Source organism: Kitasatospora sp. NPDC058063 (assembly GCF_042885395.1).
In the GTDB taxonomy this organism is placed as follows: Bacteria; Actinomycetota; Actinomycetes; order Streptomycetales; family Streptomycetaceae; genus Kitasatospora; species Kitasatospora lactacystinica.
Window position 1 is genome coordinate 91,574 of sequence record NZ_JBHVSD010000019.1, and the last position, 22,997, is coordinate 114,570.

Sequence of the window (22,997 nt, forward strand, 5' to 3'; positions counted from 1 at the left end):
GCTCACGAGGTGTCGATGTGATGCGCTTCCCCTTGGATTCGGACGCTGATCGTGTCGCTGTCATCGGAATGGCGGGCAGGCTGCCGAAAGCCCCGGATCCGGAGGCGTTCTGGCGACTGCTGTGCGACGGGTCCGACGCGATCACCGCGCCGCCCGCGGGCCGGCAGGGCGTACGGCACGGCGGCTACCTGGACCGGGTGGACGGCTTCGACGCCGCGTTCTTCGGTGTGTCCCCCCGCGAGGCCGCCGGCATGGACCCGCAGCAGCGGCTCATGCTCGAACTCGCCTGGGAGGCCCTGGAGGACGCCCGGATCGTGCCGAGCACGCTGACGGGCGGTCCGACGGGGGTGTTCGTCGGCTCGATGTGGGAGGACTACACGTCCCTGGCCTACCCCGGTCACATCACGCCGCACACGCTGACCGGCACCAGCCGGGGCGTCATCGCCAACCGCGTCTCGCACTTCCTCGGTGTGCGCGGACCGAGCATGACGGTCGACACGGCCCAGTCGTCGGCGCTGGTCGCGGTTCATCTGGCGGTCGAGAGCCTGCGCCGCGGCGAGTCGGCGCTCGCCCTGGCCGGCGGGGTGAACCTCAACCTGACCGCCGCCCGAGAGGAGGGAGCGGCGGAGTTCGGCGGCCTGTCCCCGGACGACCGCTGCTTCACCTTCGACGCCCGGGCCAACGGCTTCGTCCGCGGCGAGGGCGGCGCCTTCCTCGTCCTGAAACCGCTGGACCGGGCCCTGGCCGACGGGGACCGCGTCTACGGTGTCGTCCGGGGCAGCGCGGTCAACAACGACGGCGCCACACGGAGCCTGACCGTGCCCAGCGCGCAGGCCCAGGAACAGGTCATCCGCGAGGCGCTGGCCCGTGCCGGCGTGCGTCCCGCGGATGTGCAGTACGTGGAGCTGCACGGCACCGGCACCGCTGTCGGCGACCCCGTCGAGGCCGCCGCCCTCGCGGCGGCCTACCGCGACCCGGCCGGGTCCGGCGACGCCGACGGCGCCCTGCGGGTCGGATCCGCCAAGACGAACGTCGGCCACCTGGAAGGCGCCGCGGGCATCGTCGGTCTGCTCAAGGCCGTCCTCAGCGTGCACCACCGCGCACTGCCGCCGAGCCTGAACCACGAAACCCCCAACCCCGGCATCCCCCTCGACGCATTGGCGCTGCGGGTCCAGACCGCTCTGACCCCGTGGCCGAGGCCGGACGCGCCCCTGCTCGCCGGAGTGTCGTCGTTCGGCATGGGCGGCACCAACGCGCACGTGATCGTCGGGCAGGCGCCCGATGCGGCCGCGCCGCCGGCCCGGCGGCCCGCCCCCGAGGCCCGGCCGGCGCCGTGGATCGTCACGGCGCGGACCAAGCAGGCGCTGCGAGCGCAGATCGAGCGCCTGCGCGACCACGTGCGCAGCCACCCGGACCTGACCGGCGTTGAGGTCGCGCACGCGCTGGCCACCACCAGAACCCACTTCGCGCACCGCGCGGTCCTGCTCGACTCCGAGCAGGTCGCCGCCGGCCGGGCCGGCACCCCGGGCCGTACCGTCTTCGTGTTCCCCGGCCAGGGCGCGCAGTGGGTCGGCATGGGCCGGGAGCTGTACGCCGCGTACCCAGCCTTCCGGGCCGCCATGGACGAGTGCGCCCAGGCCCTGGCCCCGTACACCGACTGGTCCCTGGCCGATGTCCTGGACGGCGCGCCGCTCGACCGGGTGGACGTCGTGCAGCCCGCCCTGTTCGCGGTGATGGTGTCCCTGGCGGCATTGTGGCGCTCCTTCGGTGTCGAGCCCGACGCGGTGGTCGGGCACTCGCAGGGCGAGATCGCCGCGGCCTACGTCGCGGGCGCGCTGTCGCTGTCCGACGCGGCCCGGATCGTGGCACTGCGCAGCCGCGCGCTGGTGGCGCTGACCGGCCGGGGCGGCATGGTGTCCGTGGCCCTGTCCGCCGAGCTGGCCGAGGACCACGTGTCGCGCTGGGGCGGCGCGCTGACGGTCGCCGTGGTCAACGCCACCGGCTCGGTCGTGGTGTCCGGCGACACGCAGGCCCTGTCCGAACTGGTCGAGTCCTGCGCGGCGGACGGTGTCCGCGCACGCGTCGTCCCGGTGGACTACGCCTCCCATTGCGCGCACGTCGAGGCGATCCGCGAGCGGCTGCTCACCGAACTGGACGGTGTGCGGCCGCGGCAGGGCACCATCCCGTACTACTCCGCGGTCACCGGCGGTCTCCTCGACGACACCACGGAGCTCGACGCCGGCTACTGGTACCGCAACGTGCGCGAGCCGGTCCGCTTCGACCTGGCCACCGCCGCACTGCTGGCGGACGGGCACGACGTCGTGGTCGAGGTCAGCCCGCACCCGGTGCTGCTGCCCGCCCTCGAACAGACTCTGGAACAGGCCCGCGAGCGGACCGGCGTGCCCGGCGTCGCCACCGGCACGCTGGGCCGTGACCGGGGTGGGCCGGACGTCTTCCTGACCGCGCTGTCCCGGCTGTTCGTGGCCGGCGTGCCGGTCGACTGGTCCCCGGCCGTCGCCGGGGCCGCGCCGGTCGACCTGCCCACGTACGCCTTCCAACGCCGTTCGTACTGGCTGCCCGAAGCGACAGCCGGGCAGAGCGGACGGACCCCGGCCGCCCCGGGGACGCGCGCGACGGAGACCGCCGCGCCCGGCCGGCCGGACGGCGGCCCGGAGACCCGCGACACCGGGGCGGGCGGCAGGGACACGGGCGGCACGGACACGGGCGGCCCCGAGTCGGGCAGCACGGTCGACCCCGAGCCGGACGACACGGTCGACGCGGCCGCCGTGGTCACCGCGCAGATCGCGCTCGTGCTGGGCCACGAGGACCCCGCGGACATCGATCCCGCGCTCACCTTCAAGGACCTCGGCTTCGACTCGGTCACCGGGCTCGAACTGCGCAACCGCCTGGTCGGCGCCCTGGACCGGCAACTCCCCTCCGGTCTCGTCTTCGACCACCCGACGCCCGCGGAGCTGATCGACTGGCTGCGCACCGGCCCCGGCGACCGGCCGGCCCCCGCCGCCTCGGTCGCCCCCATCGCCCAGGCCGCCCACGACGACCCGGTCGTCATCGTGGGGATGGGCTGCCGCCTCCCCGGCGGGGTGGCCTCGCCGGACGACCTGTGGCGACTCGTCGCGGAGGGCGTGGACGCGATCGGCGACTTCCCGGACGACCGCGGCTGGGACCTGGGCGGCCTGTACGACCCGGACCTGCGCGGCGCGGGCACCACGTACACCACCCGGGGCGGGTTCCTGGACGCGGTGGCCGGCTTCGACGCTCCGTTCTTCGGCATCTCGCCCCGCGAGGCGCTCGCCATGGACCCGCAGCAGCGGCTCGTGCTGGAGACGGCCTGGGAGACGTTCGAGCACGCCGGGATCGACCCGGCCTCGCTGCGCGGCGGCCACACCGGCGTGTTCACCGGCGTCTGGTCCTCCGGCTACGCGACCGGGCCGGGCCTGCCGGAGGACCTGGAGGGCTACCTGTTCACCGGTGTCGCGACCAGCGTCACGTCCGGCCGGGTCGCCTACCACCTCGGGCTGCGCGGTCCGGCGCTGTCCGTGGACACCGCCTGCTCGTCCTCCCTGGTCGCCGTCCACCTGGCCGCCCAGGCCCTGCGCGCGGGCGAGTGCTCGCTGGCGCTCGCCGGCGGCGTCACGATCATGGCGACACCGCTGGGCTTCACCGAGTTCTCCCGCCAGCACGGCCTCGCGGCGGACGGCCGCAGCAAGCCCTTCGCCGCCGCGGCCGACGGCACCAGCTGGGCCGAGGGCGCCGGCTTGGTGCTGCTGGAACGTCTGTCGGACGCCCGCCGCAACGGCCACCGGGTGTTGGCGGTCGTCCGGGGCTCGGCGGTGAACCAGGACGGTGCGTCCAATGGGTTGACCGCGCCGAACGGTCCGTCGCAGGAGCGGGTGATTCGTCAGGCCCTCGCCAATGCCGGGCTGGAGCCGTCCGAGGTGGACGCGGTGGAGGCCCACGGCACCGGCACCACCCTCGGCGACCCCATCGAGGCCCACGCCCTGCTGGCCGCCTACGGCCGGGACCGGGACGAGCCGTTGTGGCTGGGGTCGGTGAAGTCCAACATCGGCCACACCCAGGCCGCCGCCGGCGTCGCGGGCCTGATCAAGATGGTCATGGCGATGCGGCACGGCGAACTGCCGCGCACCCTGCACATAGACGCCCCCTCCCCGCACGTCGACTGGGCCTCCGGCGGCGTCCGGCTGCTGACCGAGGCCCGGCCGTGGCCGGAGCACGAGCACCCGCGCCGCGCCGGCATCTCGGCCTTCGGCATCAGCGGCACCAACGCCCACCTCATTGTCGAGCAGAGCAGCATCGAGCAGTCCTCCGACCCGGACCCCGGCCCCCTTCCCGAACCCGCCGGCCGGGCCGCCCCCACCGCCTGGCTGCTGTCCGCGAAGACCGGTGCCGCGCTGCGCGCCCAGGCCGAGCGGCTGCACGCGTACGCGACCGCCCACCCCGACGTCCCGGCCGCCGCGATCAGCCGCGCACTGGCCGCCCGCACCCGGTTCGAGCACCGGGCCGCGGTGGTCGGCGCCGACCGGGACGACCTGCTGTCCGGCCTGGCCGCACTCCCGTCGGGACTGCCGGCCCTGCCGGGAATGCCGGGCGTGTCTGGCCTGCCGGCCCGTACCGGCGGGACCGTGTTCGTCTTCCCCGGACAGGGGGCGCAGTGGGCGGGCATGGGCCGTGACCTGTACGAGCAGTCCGAGGTCTTCCGCGCCGGCATCGACGCCTGCGCCGCCGCCCTGGCCCCGTACACCGACTGGTCGCTGGTCGACGAACTGCGCCACGGCTCGCTGGACCGCGTCGACGTGGTGCAGCCGGCCCTGTTCGCCGTCATGGTGGCGCTGGCCGACCTGTGGCGGTCCTACGGCGTGCGGCCGGACGCTGTGGTCGGCCACTCCCAGGCGGAGATCGCCGCGGCGTACGTTGCCGGCGCGCTGTCGCTGCGGGACGCGGCCAAGGTCGTGGCGTTACGGTCCAGGGCACTGGCCGTCCTCGCCGGCCGGGGCGGCATGGTGTCCCTCGCGCTGTCCGTCGAACAGGCCGCCGGCTACCTGGCCCGTTGGGGCGAGCGGCTGACCACCGCCGTGGTGAACGGACCCGCGGCGGTCGTGGTGTCCGGCGGCCTCGACGTGCTGGACGAACTGCTGGCCGCCTGCGAGGCCGACGGCATCCGCGCCCGCCGCCTGCCCGTCGACTACGCCGCCCACTCCGTCCAGGTCGAGGCGATCCGCGAGCAACTGCTCACCGACCTGGCCGACATCACACCCCACTCGGCGGCGATCCCGTTCTACTCCACGGTCACCGGCGAGCCGGTCGACACCTCCGCCCTCGACGCCGGCTACTGGTACCGCAACCTCCGCGAACCCGTACGGTTCGACCTGGCCACCGCCCGGCTCACCGCCGACGGCCACGACCTGTTCCTGGAGGTCAGCCCGCACCCGGTGCTGGTGCCCGCGCTGGATGTCGCCGCCACCGGAACACTGCGCCGCGACCACGGCGGCCTCACCGAGTTCCTCGCCGCGGCGGGACGCCTCTACGCCGCCGGAGCCGACGTCGACTGGATGCCGGTCCTGCCCCGCACCGCACCCGGGGCGGACCTGCCCACGTACGCCTTCCAGCGCGAGCCCTACTGGGTGACCGCGGCCCCGCCGGTGCCCCGTGACGACTGGCGGTACGAGGTGGCATGGACGCCGACGAGCGGTACCGCGGCCCCGGTGGACCCGGATCGCTGGCTCGTCCTGGCCACGACCGGGCACCCGTGGGCCGAGGCCCTGCGCGAACGGGGCTTCGCGGTGGCCGACACCTGGGATGCGGCCGACCCCTGGGACGCGGCCGGCACCGGGGACGCCCGGCCCGGGCCGGACGGTGTGCTGTCGCTGCTGGCACTGGACGAGGAGCCGCACCCCGACCACCCGGTGCTCCCGGCGGGCCTGGTCCGCACCCTGGACCTGGTCCGCACCCTGGACCCGGTGCGCAGCCCGGACCCGGTGAGGACGGCGGCCGTCCCGCTGTGGTGCGCGACCAGCGGCGCCGTGAGCACCTCGGGCACCGACCCGGTCACCAGCCCGGCCCAGGCCCTGGCGTGGGGCACCGGCGCGTCCGCGGCGCTGGAGTTCCCGCACGGCTGGGGCGGCCTGGTCGACCTTCCCGCCGTGCCCGACGAGGAGAGCGTGAACGCGCTGCTCGTCGTGCTCGCCGGCACGGGCGAGGACCAGGTGGCGATTCGCGGCACCCGGCGCTTCGCCAAGCGGCTGCGCCGCAAGGCCTCGTCGGGCCCGGCCGCGCGGCCCTGGCGGCCGCGGGGCACGGTGCTGGTCACCGGCGGCACCGGCGCGCTCGGCGGACATCTGGCCCGCCGCCTCGCGCGGCAGGGCGCGGAGCACATCGTGCTGGCCTCCCGCCGCGGCCCCGAAGCACCCGGCGCGGCCGGCCTGCGCGACGAACTGGAGGCAGCCGGGGCGCGGGTGACCGTGGCGGCGTGCGACGTGGCCGACCGGGACGCCCTGCGGGACCTCGTCGCGCGCGTCGGCGACATCCGCGCGGTCTTCCACACCGCCGGCGTGATCAGGGCGACCAGGCTGGCCGACACGGCACCGGCGGAGTTCGCCGAGGTCGTCACGGCCAAGGTCGCCGGGGCGGCGAACCTGGCGGAACTCCTGCCGGACCTCGACGCCTTCGTCCTGTTCTCCTCCACCGCGGGCGTGTGGGGCGACGGCCACGGCGCGGCCTACGCCGCCGGCAACGCCTTCCTCGACGCCCTGGCCGCACAGCACCGCGCCCGGGGCCGCGCCACGACCTCCGTCGCGTGGGGCATCTGGGCCGACGGCGGCATGGCGGCCCTGGAGTCCGTGCGGCGCCAGCGCACCCTGCTCGGCCTCGGCGAACTGGACCCGGGCCGGGCACTCGACGCGCTGCAGGACGTCCTCGACCACGACGAGGCCCTCGCGGTCGTCACCGAGGCCGACTGGGCACAGTTCGCCCGTGCCTACACCCACGCGCGGCCGAGCCGGCTGCTGCGGGACCTGCCCGAGGCCCACCGCCGGCCGCAGGCCCCCCGACCCGCGGCCCCCGCCGGCGGCACCGACCTGCTGGAGCTGATCACCACCCACGTCGCCGGGGTGCTGGGACACACCGCCCCCGAGCGGCTCGACCCCCGGCGGGCGTTCAAGGACCTGGGCTTCGACTCACTGACCGCGGTGGAACTGCGCAACCGCCTGACCGCCGCGCTCGGGACGCAACTGCCCGCCACCCTCGTCTTCGACCACCCCACCCCGGCACGGCTGGCCGCCCACCTGTCCGGCGGGTCCGGCGAGCAGGACACGCCGCGGGCCCCGGCCCCGGCCGCGACGGACGAGCCGATCGCGGTCATCGGTATGGGCTGCCGCTACCCCGGAGGCGTCGGCACCCCCGAGGACCTGTGGCGGCTGGTCGCGGACGGCGTGGACGCGGTCGGCGACTTCCCGGCCGACCGGGGATGGGACATCGACCGCCTGTACGACCCGACGGGAAGCCGCCCCCGCACGTCGAGCACGTCCCGGGGCGGCTTCCTCGACGCCGCCGGCGACTTCGACGCGGCGTTCTTCGGGATATCGCCCCGCGAGGCGCTCGCCATGGACCCGCAGCAGCGCATCCTGCTGGAGACCGCGTGGGAGACCATCGAGTACGCCGGTATCGACCCGACCGCGCTGGAGGGCACACCCACCGGCGTGTTCACCGGCATGTGGTCCACCGGCTACGCCGCCGGGCCGGTCCCCGACGACCTGGAGGGCTACCAGGTCACCGGCACCGCGTCGAGCGTGGGGTCCGGCCGGCTGGCGTACCAGCTGGGCCTGCTCGGCCCGGCACTGTCCCTGGACACCGGCTGCTCGTCGTCCCTGGTGGCCCTGCACCTGGCCGCCCAGGCGCTGCGCTCGGGAGAATGCTCCTTGGCCCTGGCCGGCGGCGTCACCGTCAACGCGGCACCCACGCTGTTCACCGAGATGTCCCGGCAGGGGGCGAGCGCGCCCGACGGCCGCAGCAAGTCCTTCGCTGCCGCGGCCGACGGGGCGGGCTGGGCCGAGGGCGCGGGCCTGCTGCTGCTGGAACGCCTGTCCGACGCCCGCCGCAACGGCCACGAGGTGCTGGCGGTCGTCCGGGGCTCTGCCACCAACCAGGACGGCGCCTCCAACGGCCTGACCGCGCCGAACGGCCCCTCCCAGGAGCGGGTGATCCGTCAGGCCCTCGCCAATGCCGGGTTGGAGCCGTCCGAGGTGGACGCGGTGGAGGCGCACGGTACGGGGACGACGCTCGGCGATCCCATCGAGGCGCAGGCCCTGCTGGCCGCCTACGGCCAGGACCGGGTGGAGCCGTTGTGGCTGGGGTCGGTGAAGTCCAACATCGGCCACACCCAGGCCGCCGCCGGCGTCGCGGGCCTGATCAAGATGATCATGGCGATGCGGCACGGCGAACTGCCGCCAACCCTCCACGTGGACGCGCCCACCCCGCACGTCGACTGGGCCTCCGGCGCGGTCCGCCTGCTCACCGAACCGGTCGCCTGGCCCGGGACCGGGCGGCCACGGCGGGCCGCCGTCTCCGCCTTCGGCATCAGCGGCACCAACGCCCACGTCATCATCGAGCAGAGCATCCTCGAACAGCCCGCCGAGGCCGATTCCGCCGCACCCTCTCCCCGGGGCCGCGCGGACGACCAGGTCCTCTGGCCGCTGTCGGCCCGGTCCGAGGCGGCGTTGCGGGAGCAGGCGGGCCGGCTGGGCGCGTTCATCGCTGCGCATCCCGAGGTGAGCCCGGCGGCGGTCGGGGGCGCTCTGGCCGCCCGCACCGTGTTCGAGCACCGGGCCGTGGTGGTGGGCAGCGCCGCGGCCCTGGACGCCCTGGCCGAGGGCGGCACGGCGCCGGGTCTGGTCACCGGGACCGCCCGCCCGGTGGGTCGTTCGGTGTTCGTGTTTCCGGGGCAGGGTGCCCAGTGGGTGGGGATGGGTGGGGAGTTGTACGGCTCGGAGCGGGTGTTCCGGGAGGCGATCGATGCGTGTGGGGCGGCGTTGGTGCCGTACACGGATTGGTCGTTGGTGGAGGTGCTGACCGGTGGTGGGTCGCTGGAGCGGGTGGATGTGGTGCAGCCGGCCCTGTTCGCGGTGATGGTGGCGCTGGCCGAGCTGTGGCGTGCCCATGGTGTGGAACCCGATGCCGTCGTCGGGCATTCGCAGGGCGAGATCGCGGCCGCGTACGTGGCCGGGGCGTTGTCGTTGGAGGACGCCGCGAAGGTGGTCGCCCTGCGCAGCAAGGCCCTGGTCGCCCTGGCCGGACACGGCGGCATGGTCTCGGTCGCGCTGTCCGCGGACGACGCCGCCGGCTACCTGAGCCCCTGGGGCGACCGGATCACCGTCGCGGTGGTCAACTCCGCCTCGACCGTCGTCGTGTCCGGCGAACCCGGGGCCCTGGACGAACTGCTGGCAGCCTGCGCCAGGGACGGCATCCGCGCCCGCGCCATCCCCGTCGACTACGCGGCGCACTCGGCGCAGGTCGAGGCGATCCGCGAGCAACTGCTCACCGAACTGGCCGGCATCACGCCCCACTCGGCGGCGATCCCGTTCTACTCCACGGTCACCGGCGAGCCGGTCGACACCTCCGCCCTCGACGCCGGCTACTGGTTCCGCAACCTCCGCGAACCCGTACGGTTCGACCTGGCCACCGCCCGGCTCACCGCTGACGGCCACGAGGTGTTCGTGGAAGTCAGCCCGCACCCGGTGCTGGTGCAGGACCTGGACGGCGTGGCGACCGGCACCCTGCGCCGCGACCACGGCGCCATCGGGGAATTCCACACCGCCCTGGCCCGCCTCCACGTCCAGGGCGTCGCCGTGACCTGGCCGCACGACCGCCCGCACGGCGTCAGGCTGCCGCGCTACCCCTTCCAGCGCAGCACCTACTGGCTCACCGCCGCGGCCGGCGACCACGCCACCGGGCACCCGCTGGCGGGCACCACGGTCGAACTGCCCGACGGGAGCACCGTGCACAGTGGGCGCGTCTCCACCCGCACCCACCCCTGGCTGGCCGACCACGCCGTCGACGGCACGGTCCTGCTGCCGGGCACCGCCTTCCTCGAACTCGCCACCCTGGCCGGCGGGACCCTCGACGACCTCGTCCTGCACCTGCCCCTCGCGCTCTCCGACGCACCCACGGACATCCAGGTCTCGGTCGGCGCCCCGGACGACGCCGGCCGCCGACCGGTCACCGTGCACGCCAAGGGCGGCGACGGCTGGGTCCGCCACGCGTCCGGAACCCTCGGCGGCCGGGTGATGCCCGGTCGCCCCGCCCGGCCCGCGAGGAACGCCGAACCCGTGGACCCCGAAGCGTTCTACGCCCACCTCGCCGGACTCGGATACCAGTACGGCCCCGCGTTCCGGGGCGTGCGGGAGCTGTGGCGGGGCGAGGACGAACTGTACGCCGAGGTGTCCGTCCCCGACGGCGCCCGCTTCGGCATCCACCCCGCGCTCCTGGACGCCGCACTCCAGCCGCTGATCCTGCTCAGCCCCGACACCCGGGTCCGGCTGCCGTTCTCCTTCTCTGGCGTCGCCGTGCACACCACCGGTGTGTCGTCCGCCCGGGTCCACCTGGTCCGCACGGGCACCGGCACCTACCGCGCGACCCTGACCGACCTGTCCGGCAACCCGGTCGCGGACATCACCGCGCTGACCGTCCGTCCGGCCGCCGAGGCCCGGGCCACGGTGCTGCACACCCAGTGGGTACCCCTCATCGCGGGCCCACCGACCGAGGTGGTGCCGAGCCCGGTACTCGCCGCGGAAGCCGACGCGGACTCCGTGCACGCCCTCGTCCAGCGGGCCCGCGCGCTCGTCCAGGACTTCCTGGCCGGGCAGCCGGAGCGGACGGACGCGCGCCTGGCCGTCCTGACCCGCGGCGTGGCCGGCGCGGCCGTACGCGGCCTGGTCCGCAGCGCCGCCGCCGAGCACCCCGGCCGGTTCGTCCTGGTCGACATGGGCGACGCGTCCGAGGAGGACGCGGTCCGGGCCGCCATGACGGCCGGCGACGAACCCGAACTGGCCCTGCGCCGGGAAGGCGTCCTGGTGCCGCGGCAGGCCAGGTACGCGCCGGAACCGACCGCCCCCGACGGCGTGTACCGGCTGAGCGAGTCCGGCACCGGGCAACTGGACGACCTGGCCCTGCTGTCCTGGCAGGAGGCCGCGCTGGAACCCGGACAGGTACGGGTCGCCGTACGCGCGGCCGGCCTGAACTTCCGCGACGTGCTCATCACCCTCGGCATGTACCCGGACCGGCCCCCGTTGGGCGGCGAAGGGGCCGGTACCGTCATCGAGGTCGGCCCCGGCGTCACGGCCTGGCGGCCCGGCGACCGCGTCATGGGAATGATGCCCGGCGCCTTCGGGTCGCGCGCGGTCGCCGACCACCGGCTCCTGACGGCGATCCCCGAGGGCTGGAGCTTCACCGAGGCGGCGTCGGTACCTGTCGCCTTCACCACCGCCTGGTACGGGCTGTTCGACCTCGGCGAACTGCGCCCCGGAGACCGGGTCCTGGTCCACTCCGGCGCGGGCGGTGTGGGCATGGCCGCCATCCGGTTGGCCCTGAACAGCGGCGCGGAGGTCTTCGCCACCGCGAGCCCCGCCAAGTGGGACACCCTGCGGCGCCTCGGACTGGCGGACGACCACATCGGTTCCTCCCGCGACACCCGGTTCGCCGAGCGGTTCCCGGCCATGGACGTCGTCCTCAACTCGCTCGCGGGAGAACTCACCGACGCCTCCCTGCGGCTGCTCGCCGACGGCGGACGGTTCGTCGAGCTGGGCAGGACGGACGTCCGCTCACCCGAGGGCCTGATCTACCGGGCCTTCGACCTCAACGACGTCGACCCCGCGCGGCAGGGCGACATCCTCTCCAAGGTCGTGGCGATGGTCGCCGACGGGACACTGGAGCCGCTGCCGGTCACCGCCGCGGACCTCCGCCAGGCCGTCGCCTCCTTCCGGCTGATGAGCCAGGCCCGCCACACCGGCAAGATCGTCCTCACCGTCCCCCGGCCGATCGACCCCGACGGCACCGTGCTGATCACCGGCGGCACCGGCACCCTCGGCCGGGCCGTCGCCCGGCACCTGGTGTCCCGCTACGGGGTACGGCACCTGCTGCTCGTCAGCCGCGGCGGCGGCGCGGTGCCGCACCTGGAGCGGCAAGGGGACGTCGACGTGCGGGTCGTGGCCTGTGACGTCGCGGACCGGGACGCGCTGGCGGCCGTACTGGACTCGATCCCGGCCGAGCATCCGCTCACCGCCGTCGTCCACGCGGCCGGCGTGCTCGACGACACCGTGGTGGAACGGCTGACAGCGGAGCAGCTCGACCAGGTGCTGCGTCCCAAGGTCGACGGCGCCTGGAACCTGCACGAGCTGACCCGCGAGCACGACCTCGCCGCCTTCGTGCTGTTCTCCGCGGCCGCGGGTGTGCTCGGCAACGCCGGCCAGGCCGGCTACGCGGCCGCGAACTCCTACCTCGACGCGTTCGCCGCACACCGGCAGACCCTCGGACTGCCCGCCGTGTCGATGGCCTGGGGCTACTGGGAGCAGGAGAGCGGCATGACCGCCCACCTCACCGCGGCCGACCGCCAACGCCTCGCCCGCCAGGGCATCCGCCCCATCAGCACCGAACGGGCCCTGGCCATGTTCGACACCGCGCTGGCTTCCGGACGTCCCGCGCTGACCACGGCCGACCTCTCGATGCCGCAGACCCTGCCGACGCCGAAGGCCCCCGCGTCGGACCTGCTGTCCCTGGTCGCCGCCCACACCGCCACCGTCCTCGGCCACTCCGACGCCGCCGCGATCACCCCCGGACTCGCCTTCCGCGACCTCGGCTTCGACTCCCTGACCTCCGTCGAACTGCGCAACCGCCTCGCCGGCGCCACCGGCCTGCGGCTGCCCGCGACCCTCGTCTTCGACCACCCCACCCCCGCCGACCTCGCCGACCACCTCACGGCCGAACTCTCCGGTGCGGCAAAGGGTGTGGTGCCGGTGGTGCCGGTGGTGCCCGCGGTGTCGGTGTCGGACGATCCGGTGGTGATCGTGGGCATGGGGTGCCGGTATCCGGGTGGGGTGGGGTCGCCGGAGGAGCTGTGGCGCCTGGTGTCGGGTGGGGTGGATGCGATCGGGGCGTTCCCGTCGGATCGGGGGTGGGATGTCGAGGGGTTGTTCCATCCGGACGCGGATCATCCCGGGACGTCGTACACGCGGTCGGGTGGGTTCCTGGCGGATGCGGCGGGGTTCGACGCGGATTTCTTCGGGATCTCGCCGCGTGAGGCGTTGGCGATGGATCCGCAGCAGCGGGTGCTGCTGGAGACCGCGTGGGAGACGTTCGAGCATGCGGGGATCGATCCGACGTCGTTGCGGGGCAGCCGGACGGGTGTGTTCACCGGCATCTGGTCCTCCGGCTACGTCGGCAGCCCCGACCAGGCACCGCCCGACACCGAGGGCTACCTCGCCACCGGCATCTCGCCGAGCATCACCTCCGGCCGGGTCTCCTACCTGCTGGGCCTCCAGGGCCAGGCTGTGTCCGTCGACTCCGCCTGCTCCTCGTCACTGATGGCGATCCACCTCGCCGCGCAGGCACTGCGCTCGGGGGAGTGCACACTCGCCCTGGCCGGCGGGGTGACCGTGAGCGTGACCCCCCTCCAGTTCACGGAGTTCTCCCGCCAGCGCGCCCTGGCCCCCGACGGCCGGTGCAAGCCCTTCTCGTCGACGGCCGACGGTACGGCCTGGGGTGAGGGTGCGGGGCTGGTGCTGCTGGAGCGGTTGTCGGACGCCCGTCGCAACGGCCACCGGGTGCTGGCGGTGGTGCGGGGTTCGGCGGTGAACCAGGACGGGGCGTCCAACGGGCTGACCGCGCCCAACGGCCTCTCCCAGGAACGCGTCATCCGCCAGGCCCTGGCCAATGCCGGGCTGGAACCGTCCGAGGTGGACGCGGTGGAGGCGCACGGTACGGGGACGACGCTTGGCGATCCCATCGAGGCGCAGGCCCTGCTGGCGACGTACGGCCGGGACCGGGACGAGCCGTTGTGGCTGGGGTCGGTGAAGTCGAACATCGGGCACACCCAGGCGGCGGCCGGCGCGGCCGGCCTGATCAAGATGGTCATGGCGATGCGGCACGCCGAACTGCCGCCGACGCTGCACGTCCAGGAGCCCACGCCGCACGTCGAGTGGGACACCGGTGACATCCGGCTGCTGACCGAGGCCCGGCCGTGGCCGGAGACGGGGCGTCCCCGCCGCGCGGGCATCTCGGCCTTCGGGGCCAGCGGCACCAACGCCCACGTCGTCATCGAACAGTTCCCGGACGAAACCCCCGAACAACCCGCCGCGGACGACTCCGCGGAGCCCACCGTGTGGCTGCTGTCCGGCAAGACGGACGACGCCCTCCGCGCCCAGGCCCGACGGCTCGCGGACCACCTCACCGCCCACCCCGGACTCCGGTCGGCCGCGATCGGCCGGGCCCTCGCCACCACCCGCGCCATGCTCGCCCACCGGGCGGCGCTGGTGGGCAGCACCCGGACCGACCTCATGGCGGAACTGGCCGCCCTCGCCGACGGAGACCCCCGCGTCATCACGGGGGTGGCCGGTTCGCCGGGTCGGTCGGTGTTCGTGTTTCCGGGGCAGGGGGCGCAGTGGGTGGGGATGGGCGGGGAGTTGTACGGCTCGGAGCCGGTGTTCCGGGCGGCGATCGATGCGTGTGGGGCGGCGTTGGCGCCGTACACGGATTGGTCGTTGGTGGAAGTGCTGGTCGGTGGTGGGTCGCTGGAGCGGGTGGATGTGGTGCAGCCCGCCCTGTTCGCGGTGATGGTGGCGCTGGCCGAACTGTGGCGTGCCCATGGTGTGGAACCCGATGCCGTCGTCGGGCATTCGCAGGGGGAGATCGCGGCGACGTACGTGGCGGGGGCGTTGTCCCTGGACGACGCCGCGAAGGTGGTCGCCCTGCGCAGCAAGGCGCTGGCGGTGCTGGCCGACCGGGGCGGCATGGTTTCCCTGGGCCTCGGGCATGAGCGGGCCGCCGGGTTCGTGGCCCGCTGGGACGGCCGGCTGACGGTGGCGGTGGTCAACTCCGCGGACAGCGTGGTGGTATCGGGCGATCTGGACGCGCTGGACGAACTGCTGGCGGCCTGCGAGGCCGACGGCATCCGTGCCCGCCGCCTGCCCGTCGACTACGCCGCCCACTCCGTCCAGGTCGAGGCGATCCGCGAGCAACTGCTCACCGACCTCGCCGGGATCGAGCCGAGGACCGCGGACGTCCCCTTCTACTCCACCGTCACCGGCGAGCCGGTCGACACCTCCGCCCTCGACGCCGATTACTGGTACCGCAACCTCCGCGAACCCGTACGCTTCGACCTCGCCGTCGAGGCCCTCACGCAGGACCGGCACGGCGTGTTCGTGGAGGTCAGCCCGCACCCCGTCCTGGTGCCGGTGATGGACGGCGTGGTGACCGGCACGCTGCGCCGCGGCAGCGGCCGGCAGGAATTCCACCTCGCCCTGGCGCGCCTGCACACGCAAGGCGTGGCCGTCGACTGGACGCCGGTCCTCCCCGGCGAGGCCCACCACGTCCCGCTGCCGACGTACGCCTTCCAGCACCGGCCGTACTGGTTGAACCCCGTGGCCGCGAAGGGCGACGTGTCGGCGGCGGGACTGGAATCGGCCGGTCACCCGCTGCTCGGGGCCGTCGTCGAACTGGCCGGGGACCAGAGCGTGCTGCTCACGGGGCGGCTCTCGACGGCCACCCGGCCCTGGCTGGCCGACCACGTCGTCCTGGGCTCCGTGCTGCTGCCCGGCACCGTGTTCGTCGAACTCGCCATGCACGCAGGCCGGCAGGCGGGCTACGACGTCCTGGACGAACTGGTGCTGGAAGCCCCCATGATCCTGCCGGACGACGGTTCCGTGCCGGTCCAGGTCGTCGTCGGCGCACCGGACGGCGCGGGCCGACGCCCCGTCACCGTGCACTCCCGGACGGGCGGCACCTGGCTGCGGCACGCCACCGGCATGCTGGCGACCGGCGACCACCCCCGCCCGTACGACACCGGCGAGCCCTGGCAGCCGGCCGGTGAGCCCGTCGACCTGACCGACTTCTACGACACCCTCGCCGCCCAGGGCTACGAGTACGGGCCGGTGTTCGCGGGCGTACGCGAGATCCGGCGGCAGGGCGACGAGCTCTATGCCGAGGTGGCGCTGCCCGCCGACACCCGCGACCGTTTCGGTCTCCACCCCGCGCTGCTCGACGCCGCACTCCAGCCGCTGACCCTGCTGGCGGCCGGCCGCCTGCCGTTCTCCTTCGCCGGGGTGTCGATGCGGAAGGCCGGCTCCACGGCCCGGGTCCGCCTCACACCCACCGGCCCCGACACCTTCCGGGTCGCGCTCGCCGACGACTCCGGGCCGCTGGCGGCGATCGACGCGCTGACCGTGCGCCACCGGCCGCCGGGCATGCCGGCCGCCGGGACCAACCAGCTCTTCCGCCTCGACTGGGTGCCCGTCGAGAGCACCGGCGAACCCCCGGCCGTCCACCACGTCACGCCCCCGGCGGGAGACCCCGTGGCGGCCGCGCACACCGTCGCCGCCGAGACGCTGGGCGTGCTCCAGGACTTCCTGCGCGACGGGGACGGCCGGCTGGCCGTCGTGACCCGCGGGGCGGTCGGGCCGGACCCCGTCGACCTGCCGTCCAGCGTCGTCTGGGGCCTGGTCCGCGCGGCCCAGGCGGAACACCCCGACCGGTTCGTGCTCGTCGACACCGACGACCGCGTCCTCGTCGCGGGGGACGAACCGCAGCTCGTCGTCCGCGACGGCGCCGCCCGCGCCGCCCGCCTGGTACGGGCCGAGGCGGCCCCGGCACCCGGCCCGCTCGACCCGAACGGCACCGTGCTGATCACCGGAGGCACCGGAACACTGGGCCGCCTCGTCGCCCGGCACCTGCGCGACCGGCACGGCATCCGGCACCTGCTCCTGCTCAGCAGGAGCGGGGCGGAGGTGGACTTCGACGCCGAGGTGGTGGCCTGCGACGTGGCCGACCGGGACACGCTGGCGGCCGTGCTGGACTCGATCCCGGCCGCACACCCGCTGACCGCGGTCGTGCACGCGGCCGGGGTGCTCGACGACGGCGTCGTCGAATCCCTCACGCCCGGCCGGATCGACCGGGTGCTGCGGCCCAAGGCCGACGCCGCCTGGCACCTGCACGAGCTGACGAAGGATCTCGGCCTGAGCGCGTTCGTGCTCTTCTCGTCCGCCGCCGGTGTGCTGGGCGGCCCGGGCCAGGCGAACTACGCCGCCGCGAACGCCTTCCTGGACGCCCTCGCCGTGCACCGGCGTGCCCTGGGTCTGCCGGGCGTGTCGCTGGCCTGGGGACAGTGGGCCGAGGCCAGCGGCCTGACCGAACACCTCACCGACACCGACCGCAGGCGCCTCGCCCGCGCCGGCGTGCTGCCGATGCCCACGGACCAGGCGCTGGCACTGTTCGACCTGGCCCTGGGCGCCGCCGATCCCGCGCTGGTCCCCGCACACCTCGACCTGTCGGCGGCGGCCGGCCGCCCCCTGCTCAGCCGCCTCACCCGTACCCGGTCCGCCCGGCGCACGGACCGGCCGGGCCTGGGCAGGGAACTGGCGGCCCTGTCCGAGACCGAGCAGCACAGCCGCGTCCTGGCACTGGTCACCGGCCAGACGGCCGCGGTCCTCGGCCACACCGACGCCGCGGCCGTCGGCGCCGAGCGGGCCTTCAAGGACCTGGGCTTCGATTCGCTCACCGCGGTGGAACTGCGCAACCGGCTGTCCGCGGTCGCCGGGGTACGGCTGCCCGCGACGATGGTCTTCGACCACCCGACCCCCGGCGCGCTGGCCGGCCACCTGCGCGACCTCCTGGTCGGTGCCCGGCGCCAGGCCCCTGCCCCACCCGTGCCGGTCGGGGTTCCGGTGTCGGACGACCCCGTCGTGGTCGTGGGGTTGGGGGCCCGTTACCCGGGTGGGGTGGGCTCGGCGCGGGAGCTGTGGCGTCTGGTGTCGGGTGGCGTGTACGCGGTGGGGGACTTCCCGTCGGACCGTGGGTGGGACGTGGGTCGTCTCTACGACCCGGCCGGTGGTCCGGGGAAGTCGTACACGCGGTGGGGCGGCTTCCTCGACGCCGCCGCCGAGTTCGACGCGGCGTTCTTCGGGATCTCGCCGCGTGAGGCGTTGGCGATGGATCCGCAGCAGCGGGTGCTGCTGGAGACGGTGTGGGAGACGTTCGAGGACGCGGGGATCGATCCGACGTCGCTGCGGGGCAGCCGGACGGGCGTCTTCACCGGCATTTGGGCATCCGGCTACGGCGCCGGGGCACAGCCGCCCGACCTGGAGGGCTACCTCTCGACGGGCACGGCGACGAGTGTGACCTCCGGGCGGGTGTCGTACCTGCTGGGGCTGGAGGGTCCGGCGGTGTCGGTGGACACGGCGTGCTCGTCGTCGCTGGTGGCGATCCATCTGGCGGCGCAGGCGCTGCGCTCGGGTGAGTGCTCGCTGGCGTTGGCCGGTGGTGTGACGGTCATGGCGACGCCGTCGGGGTTCGTCGAGTTCTCGCGGCAGCGGGGGCTCGCGGCCGACGGTCGGGTGAAGGCGTTCGCCGAGGCGGCCGACGGGACGGCGTGGGGTGAGGGTGCGGGTGTCGTGCTCCTGGAGCGGTTGTCGGACGCCCGCCGCAACGGTCACCGGGTGCTGGCGGTGGTGCGGGGCTCGGCGGTGAACCAGGACGGGGCGTCGAACGGGTTGACCGCGCCGAACGGTCCGTCGCAGGAGCGGGTGATCCGTCAGGCCCTCGCCAATGCCGGGTTGGAAGCGTCCGAGGTGGACGCGGTGGAGGCGCACGGTACGGGGACGACGCTCGGTGATCCCATCGAGGCGCAGGCGCTGCTGGCGACGTACGGTCAGGGGCGGGTGGAGCCGCTGTGGCTGGGGTCGGTGAAGTCGAACATCGGCCACACCCAGGCCGCCGCCGGTGTGGCGGGTGTGATCAAGATGATCATGGCGATGCGGCACGGTGAACTGCCCCCGACGCTGCACGTCGACGCGCCGACCTCGCACGTCGACTGGGAGTCCGGCAACATCCGGCTGCTCACCGAGGCCCGGCCCTGGCCCGACAGCGGCCACCCGCGCCGCGCCGGCATCTCGGCGTTCGGCATCAGCGGCACCAACGCGCACGTGATCCTGGAGGCACCGGCCCCGGAGCCGGCCGAGGAGACGTCGACGTCCGAGTCCCCCGCCGCTTCCGCGCCCGCCCCTGCGGCCGTCGTGCCGGTGCCGTGGCTGCTGTCGGCCAAGTCCGACGAGGCCCTGCGCGACCAGGCCCGCAGGCTGCGCGGGTTCCTCGCCGAGCACCCCGAGGTCACACCGGCCGAGGTGGCCGCGGACCTGGCCACGCGGGCCCGGTTCCCGCACCGTGCCGTGCTGACGGACCCGGCCGGCCTGGACGCACTGATCGACGGACAGCCCGGAATCGTCACGGGCACTGCCTCCCCGGGCCGGTCGGCGTTCGTGTTCTCCGGTCAGGGTGGTCAGTGGGCGGGGATGGGGCGGGAGTTGTACCGGGAGTTCCCGGTGTTCGCCCGGGCGCTGGACGAGGTGTGCGGGTTGCTGGGCCTGCCGGTGGAGGTGCTGTTCGAGGACGGGGAAGGCGTACTCGGGGAGACGGAGTTCACGCAGGCCGGGGTGTTCGCACTGGAGGTGGCGCTGTTCCGGCTGGTGGAGTGGCTGGGTGTGCGGCCGGACTTTGTGGTGGGGCATTCCGTCGGTGAGGTCGCGGCGGCCCATGTGGCGGGGATCCTGGGCCTGGAGGATGCGTGTGTGCTGGTGGGTGCGCGGGGCCGGTTGATGCAGGGGTTGCCCGGGGGTGGGGCGATGGTGTCGCTCCAGGCGTCGGCGGAGGAGGTGCTGGGGTCGCTGGTGCCGGGGGCCGAGGTGGCGGCGGTCAACGCGCCGGACGCGGTGGTGGTGTCGGGCGACGAGGCGGCGGTCGAGGCGGTCGCTGGGGTGTGGCGTGGCCGTGGGCGCCGGGTGCGGCGGCTGGAGGTGAGTCACGCGTTCCATTCGGCGCGGATGGATCCGGTGCTGGAGGAACTCGGTGAGGTGGTCGCGGGTCTGTCGTTCGGTGAGCCCGTGATCCCGGTGGTCTCCACGGTGACCGGGCGTCCGGCCGAGATGGGGGAGCCCGGGTACTGGGTGCGGCAGGCGCGGGAGCCGGTCCGGTTCGCCGAGGCGATGGAGTGGCTGGCGGGTCAGGGGGTCACGGGGTTCGTGGAGGTGGGTCCGCATCCGTTGCTGGTGGGGACCGGGTTGATGCGGCGTGGTGGTGATTCTCCGGAGCGGTTGTTCGCGGGGCTGGGGCGGTTGTGGGCGGACGGCGCCGTGCGCTGGACGCCTCCGGCGACGGCGGGGACGGCGGGGACCTCGGACGTGCGGGTGCCTTCGTACGCCTTCCAGCACCAGCACTACTGGCTCCACCCCACCACCCCGGCACCGACCGGTGACGGCCGGATCGACCACCCGCTGCTGCGGGACGCCATGGAACTCCCCGACGACAACGGCGTGGTGCTGACGGGACACCTCGCCACCGCCGCGCAGCCGTGGCTCACCGAACACGTCATCTCCGGCTCGCCCCTGCTGCCCGCCGCCGCGTTCGTGGACCTGGCGCTCCGGGCCGGCGAACACGTCGGCCGCCCGGCGGTCGAGGACCTGACGCTGGAGACACCGCTGGTGGTCGCGGACGGCGTGCAGGTGTCCGTGACCGTCGGCCCCGACCGGGCGGGCCGGCGCAGCGTCTCGATCCACTCGCGCGCGGACGGCGAGTGGGTACGGCACGCCACCGGCACCCTGGGCGCCGTACCCGCCGTACCCGCCGTACCCGCCGCACCACCGGAGCCCTGGGCACGGCAGTGGCCGCCGCACGCCGAAGCCGTCGACCTCGACGCCTTCTACGACAACCTGGCCGACGCCGGATTCGCCTACGGCACGGCCTTCCAAGGCCTGCGAGCGGCCTGGCGCGACGGCGACACCCTCTATGCGGAGGTGGCCGTACCCTCCGGCGACACCCGGTTCGCCCTGCACCCCGCCCTGCTCGACGCCGCGATCCAGATCGTGACAGTCGCCGACGACCGGGCGAAGATGCCGTTCTCCTTCGCCGGGATCTCCTGGTGGCGCGGCGCCGAGCACGCCAGGGTCCGGCTGACCATGACCGGCCAGGACACCTGCGCGATCGGCCTCGCCGACCAGTCGGGCGCGCCGGTCGCCGAGATCGCTTCGTTGACCCTGCGCCGGCCGGCCGGGGCCACCACGCAGGAGGTGCCGTACCAGGTGGCGTGGCCGGTCCTGGAAACGGCGACCACCGAACCGGACATCCCGGTCCACCACGCCACCTCGCCCGTCGAGACGCTGCGGGTGATCCAGGACTTCCTCACCACGGACACCCCGCGCATGGTGGTCGCCACACGCAACGCCGTGCCGGTTCGGCCGGGCGAGGACGTCGACCCGCAGGCCACCGCCGTCTGGGGCCTGGTCCGGTCGGCCGCCACCGAGCACCCCGGCCGGTTCGTGCTGGTCGACGGTCACGACGGCGACGAGGTCCGGCTGGCCGGGGACGAACCCCAGCTCGCGATCCGCGCCGGCGCCGTTCACGTCCCCCGCCTCGAACGGGCGCGGACCGAACCGCTGCCCTCGCCGCTCAGCCCCGAGGGCACGGTGCTCGTCACCGGCGGCACCGGCACCCTGGGCGGCACGATCGCCCGCCACCTCGCCGTACGGCACGGCGTGCGGCACCTGCTGCTGGTCGGCCGGCGCGGCCCGGACGCCCCCGGCGCGGCCGCGCTGACCGCCGACCTGGCCGCGCTGGGCGCGACCGCCGACATCGTGGCGTGCGACGTGTCCGACCGCGAGGCGGTGGCGCGGCTGCTCGCCGAACACCCGGTCACCTCGGTGATCCACGCCGCGGGCACGCTGGCCGACACCGTCGTGGAATCCCTCACCCCGCGGCAGTTCGCACGCGTGTGGGAGCCGAAGGCCCTCGCGGCGCGGCACCTCCACGAACTGACCTCGGACCTGGAGGCGTTCGTGCTGTTCTCGTCGGCGGCCGGTGTGCTGGGCGGCGCGGGCCAGGCGAACTACGCGGCGGCGAACGCGTACCTCGACGGCCTCGCCGCACACCGGCACGCCCAGCGACAGCCGGCCGTGTCGCTCGCCTGGGGCTACTGGGCGGAGGCCAGCGGCATGACCGGAGGTCTGACCGCCACTGACCGGCACCGCCTGGCCAGGGCCGGCGTACGGCCGCTGCCGACGCCGGACGCGCTGGCCCTGTTCGACGCCGCGCTGACCGCGGGCACCCCCGCCCTCGTCCCCGTCAGGTTCGACCTGCCGGCGCTGCGCCGCGCCGGCGACCCGCCCGCCCTGCTGCGGGAGCTGGTACGGCCCCGGCGCAGGCAGGCCGCCGACCGCGTGTGGACGCAGGCCGACGTGCTGCGACTCGTCGTGGGCCAGGTCGCCCTCGTCCTGGGGCACTCGTCACCGGAGGCGGTCAACCCCGACCAGGCGTTCACCGACATCGGGTTCGACTCGCTCACCGCCGTGGAACTGCGCAACCAGCTCGACGCGGACACCGGCCTGCGCCTGCCCGCCACGCTCGTCTTCGACCACCCGACACCGGCCCGCCTCGCCGCCTTCGTGCACACGCGGCTGCGCGGCACCGAACCCGACCCCCTGCTCGCCGAACTCGACCGGCTCAAGTCGACGCTGAACGCGGCAGCCGCCGACGCCGACTACGAGACCGTCGCGGCCCGCCTCGAAGCACTTCTCGCGGCCTGGACCGCCAGACGTACCGGCTCCGCGGCCGGTGTCGACGAGGCCAGCGACGACGAACTGTTCAGCCTCTTGGACGATGCGCACCGCAGGACCGAGGTCATCCGCTCGGGCGAGTCCCGCAACGGTGAGGAGTAG

The 22,997-nt window shown here is 74.7% G+C and carries 1 protein-coding gene; it reads left to right on the plus strand.

Going from position 1 to position 22,997, the window contains the following annotated elements; all coding sequences use genetic code 11:
* The first annotated feature begins 20 nt into the window (after positions 1–20).
* Positions 21–22,997 carry an SDR family NAD(P)-dependent oxidoreductase gene (locus ACFVUY_RS29170; RefSeq protein ID WP_387734850.1) on the plus strand — a complete coding sequence of 7,659 codons (22,977 nt, stop codon included), beginning with the start codon at positions 21–23 and terminating at the stop codon, positions 22,995–22,997.

What these genes read in the sequence shown, in the direction of transcription:
- ACFVUY_RS29170 (WP_387734850.1), top strand. Translation starts at nt 21, where the DNA reads ATGCGCTTCCCCTTGGATTCGGACGCTGATCGTGTCGCTGTCATCGGA.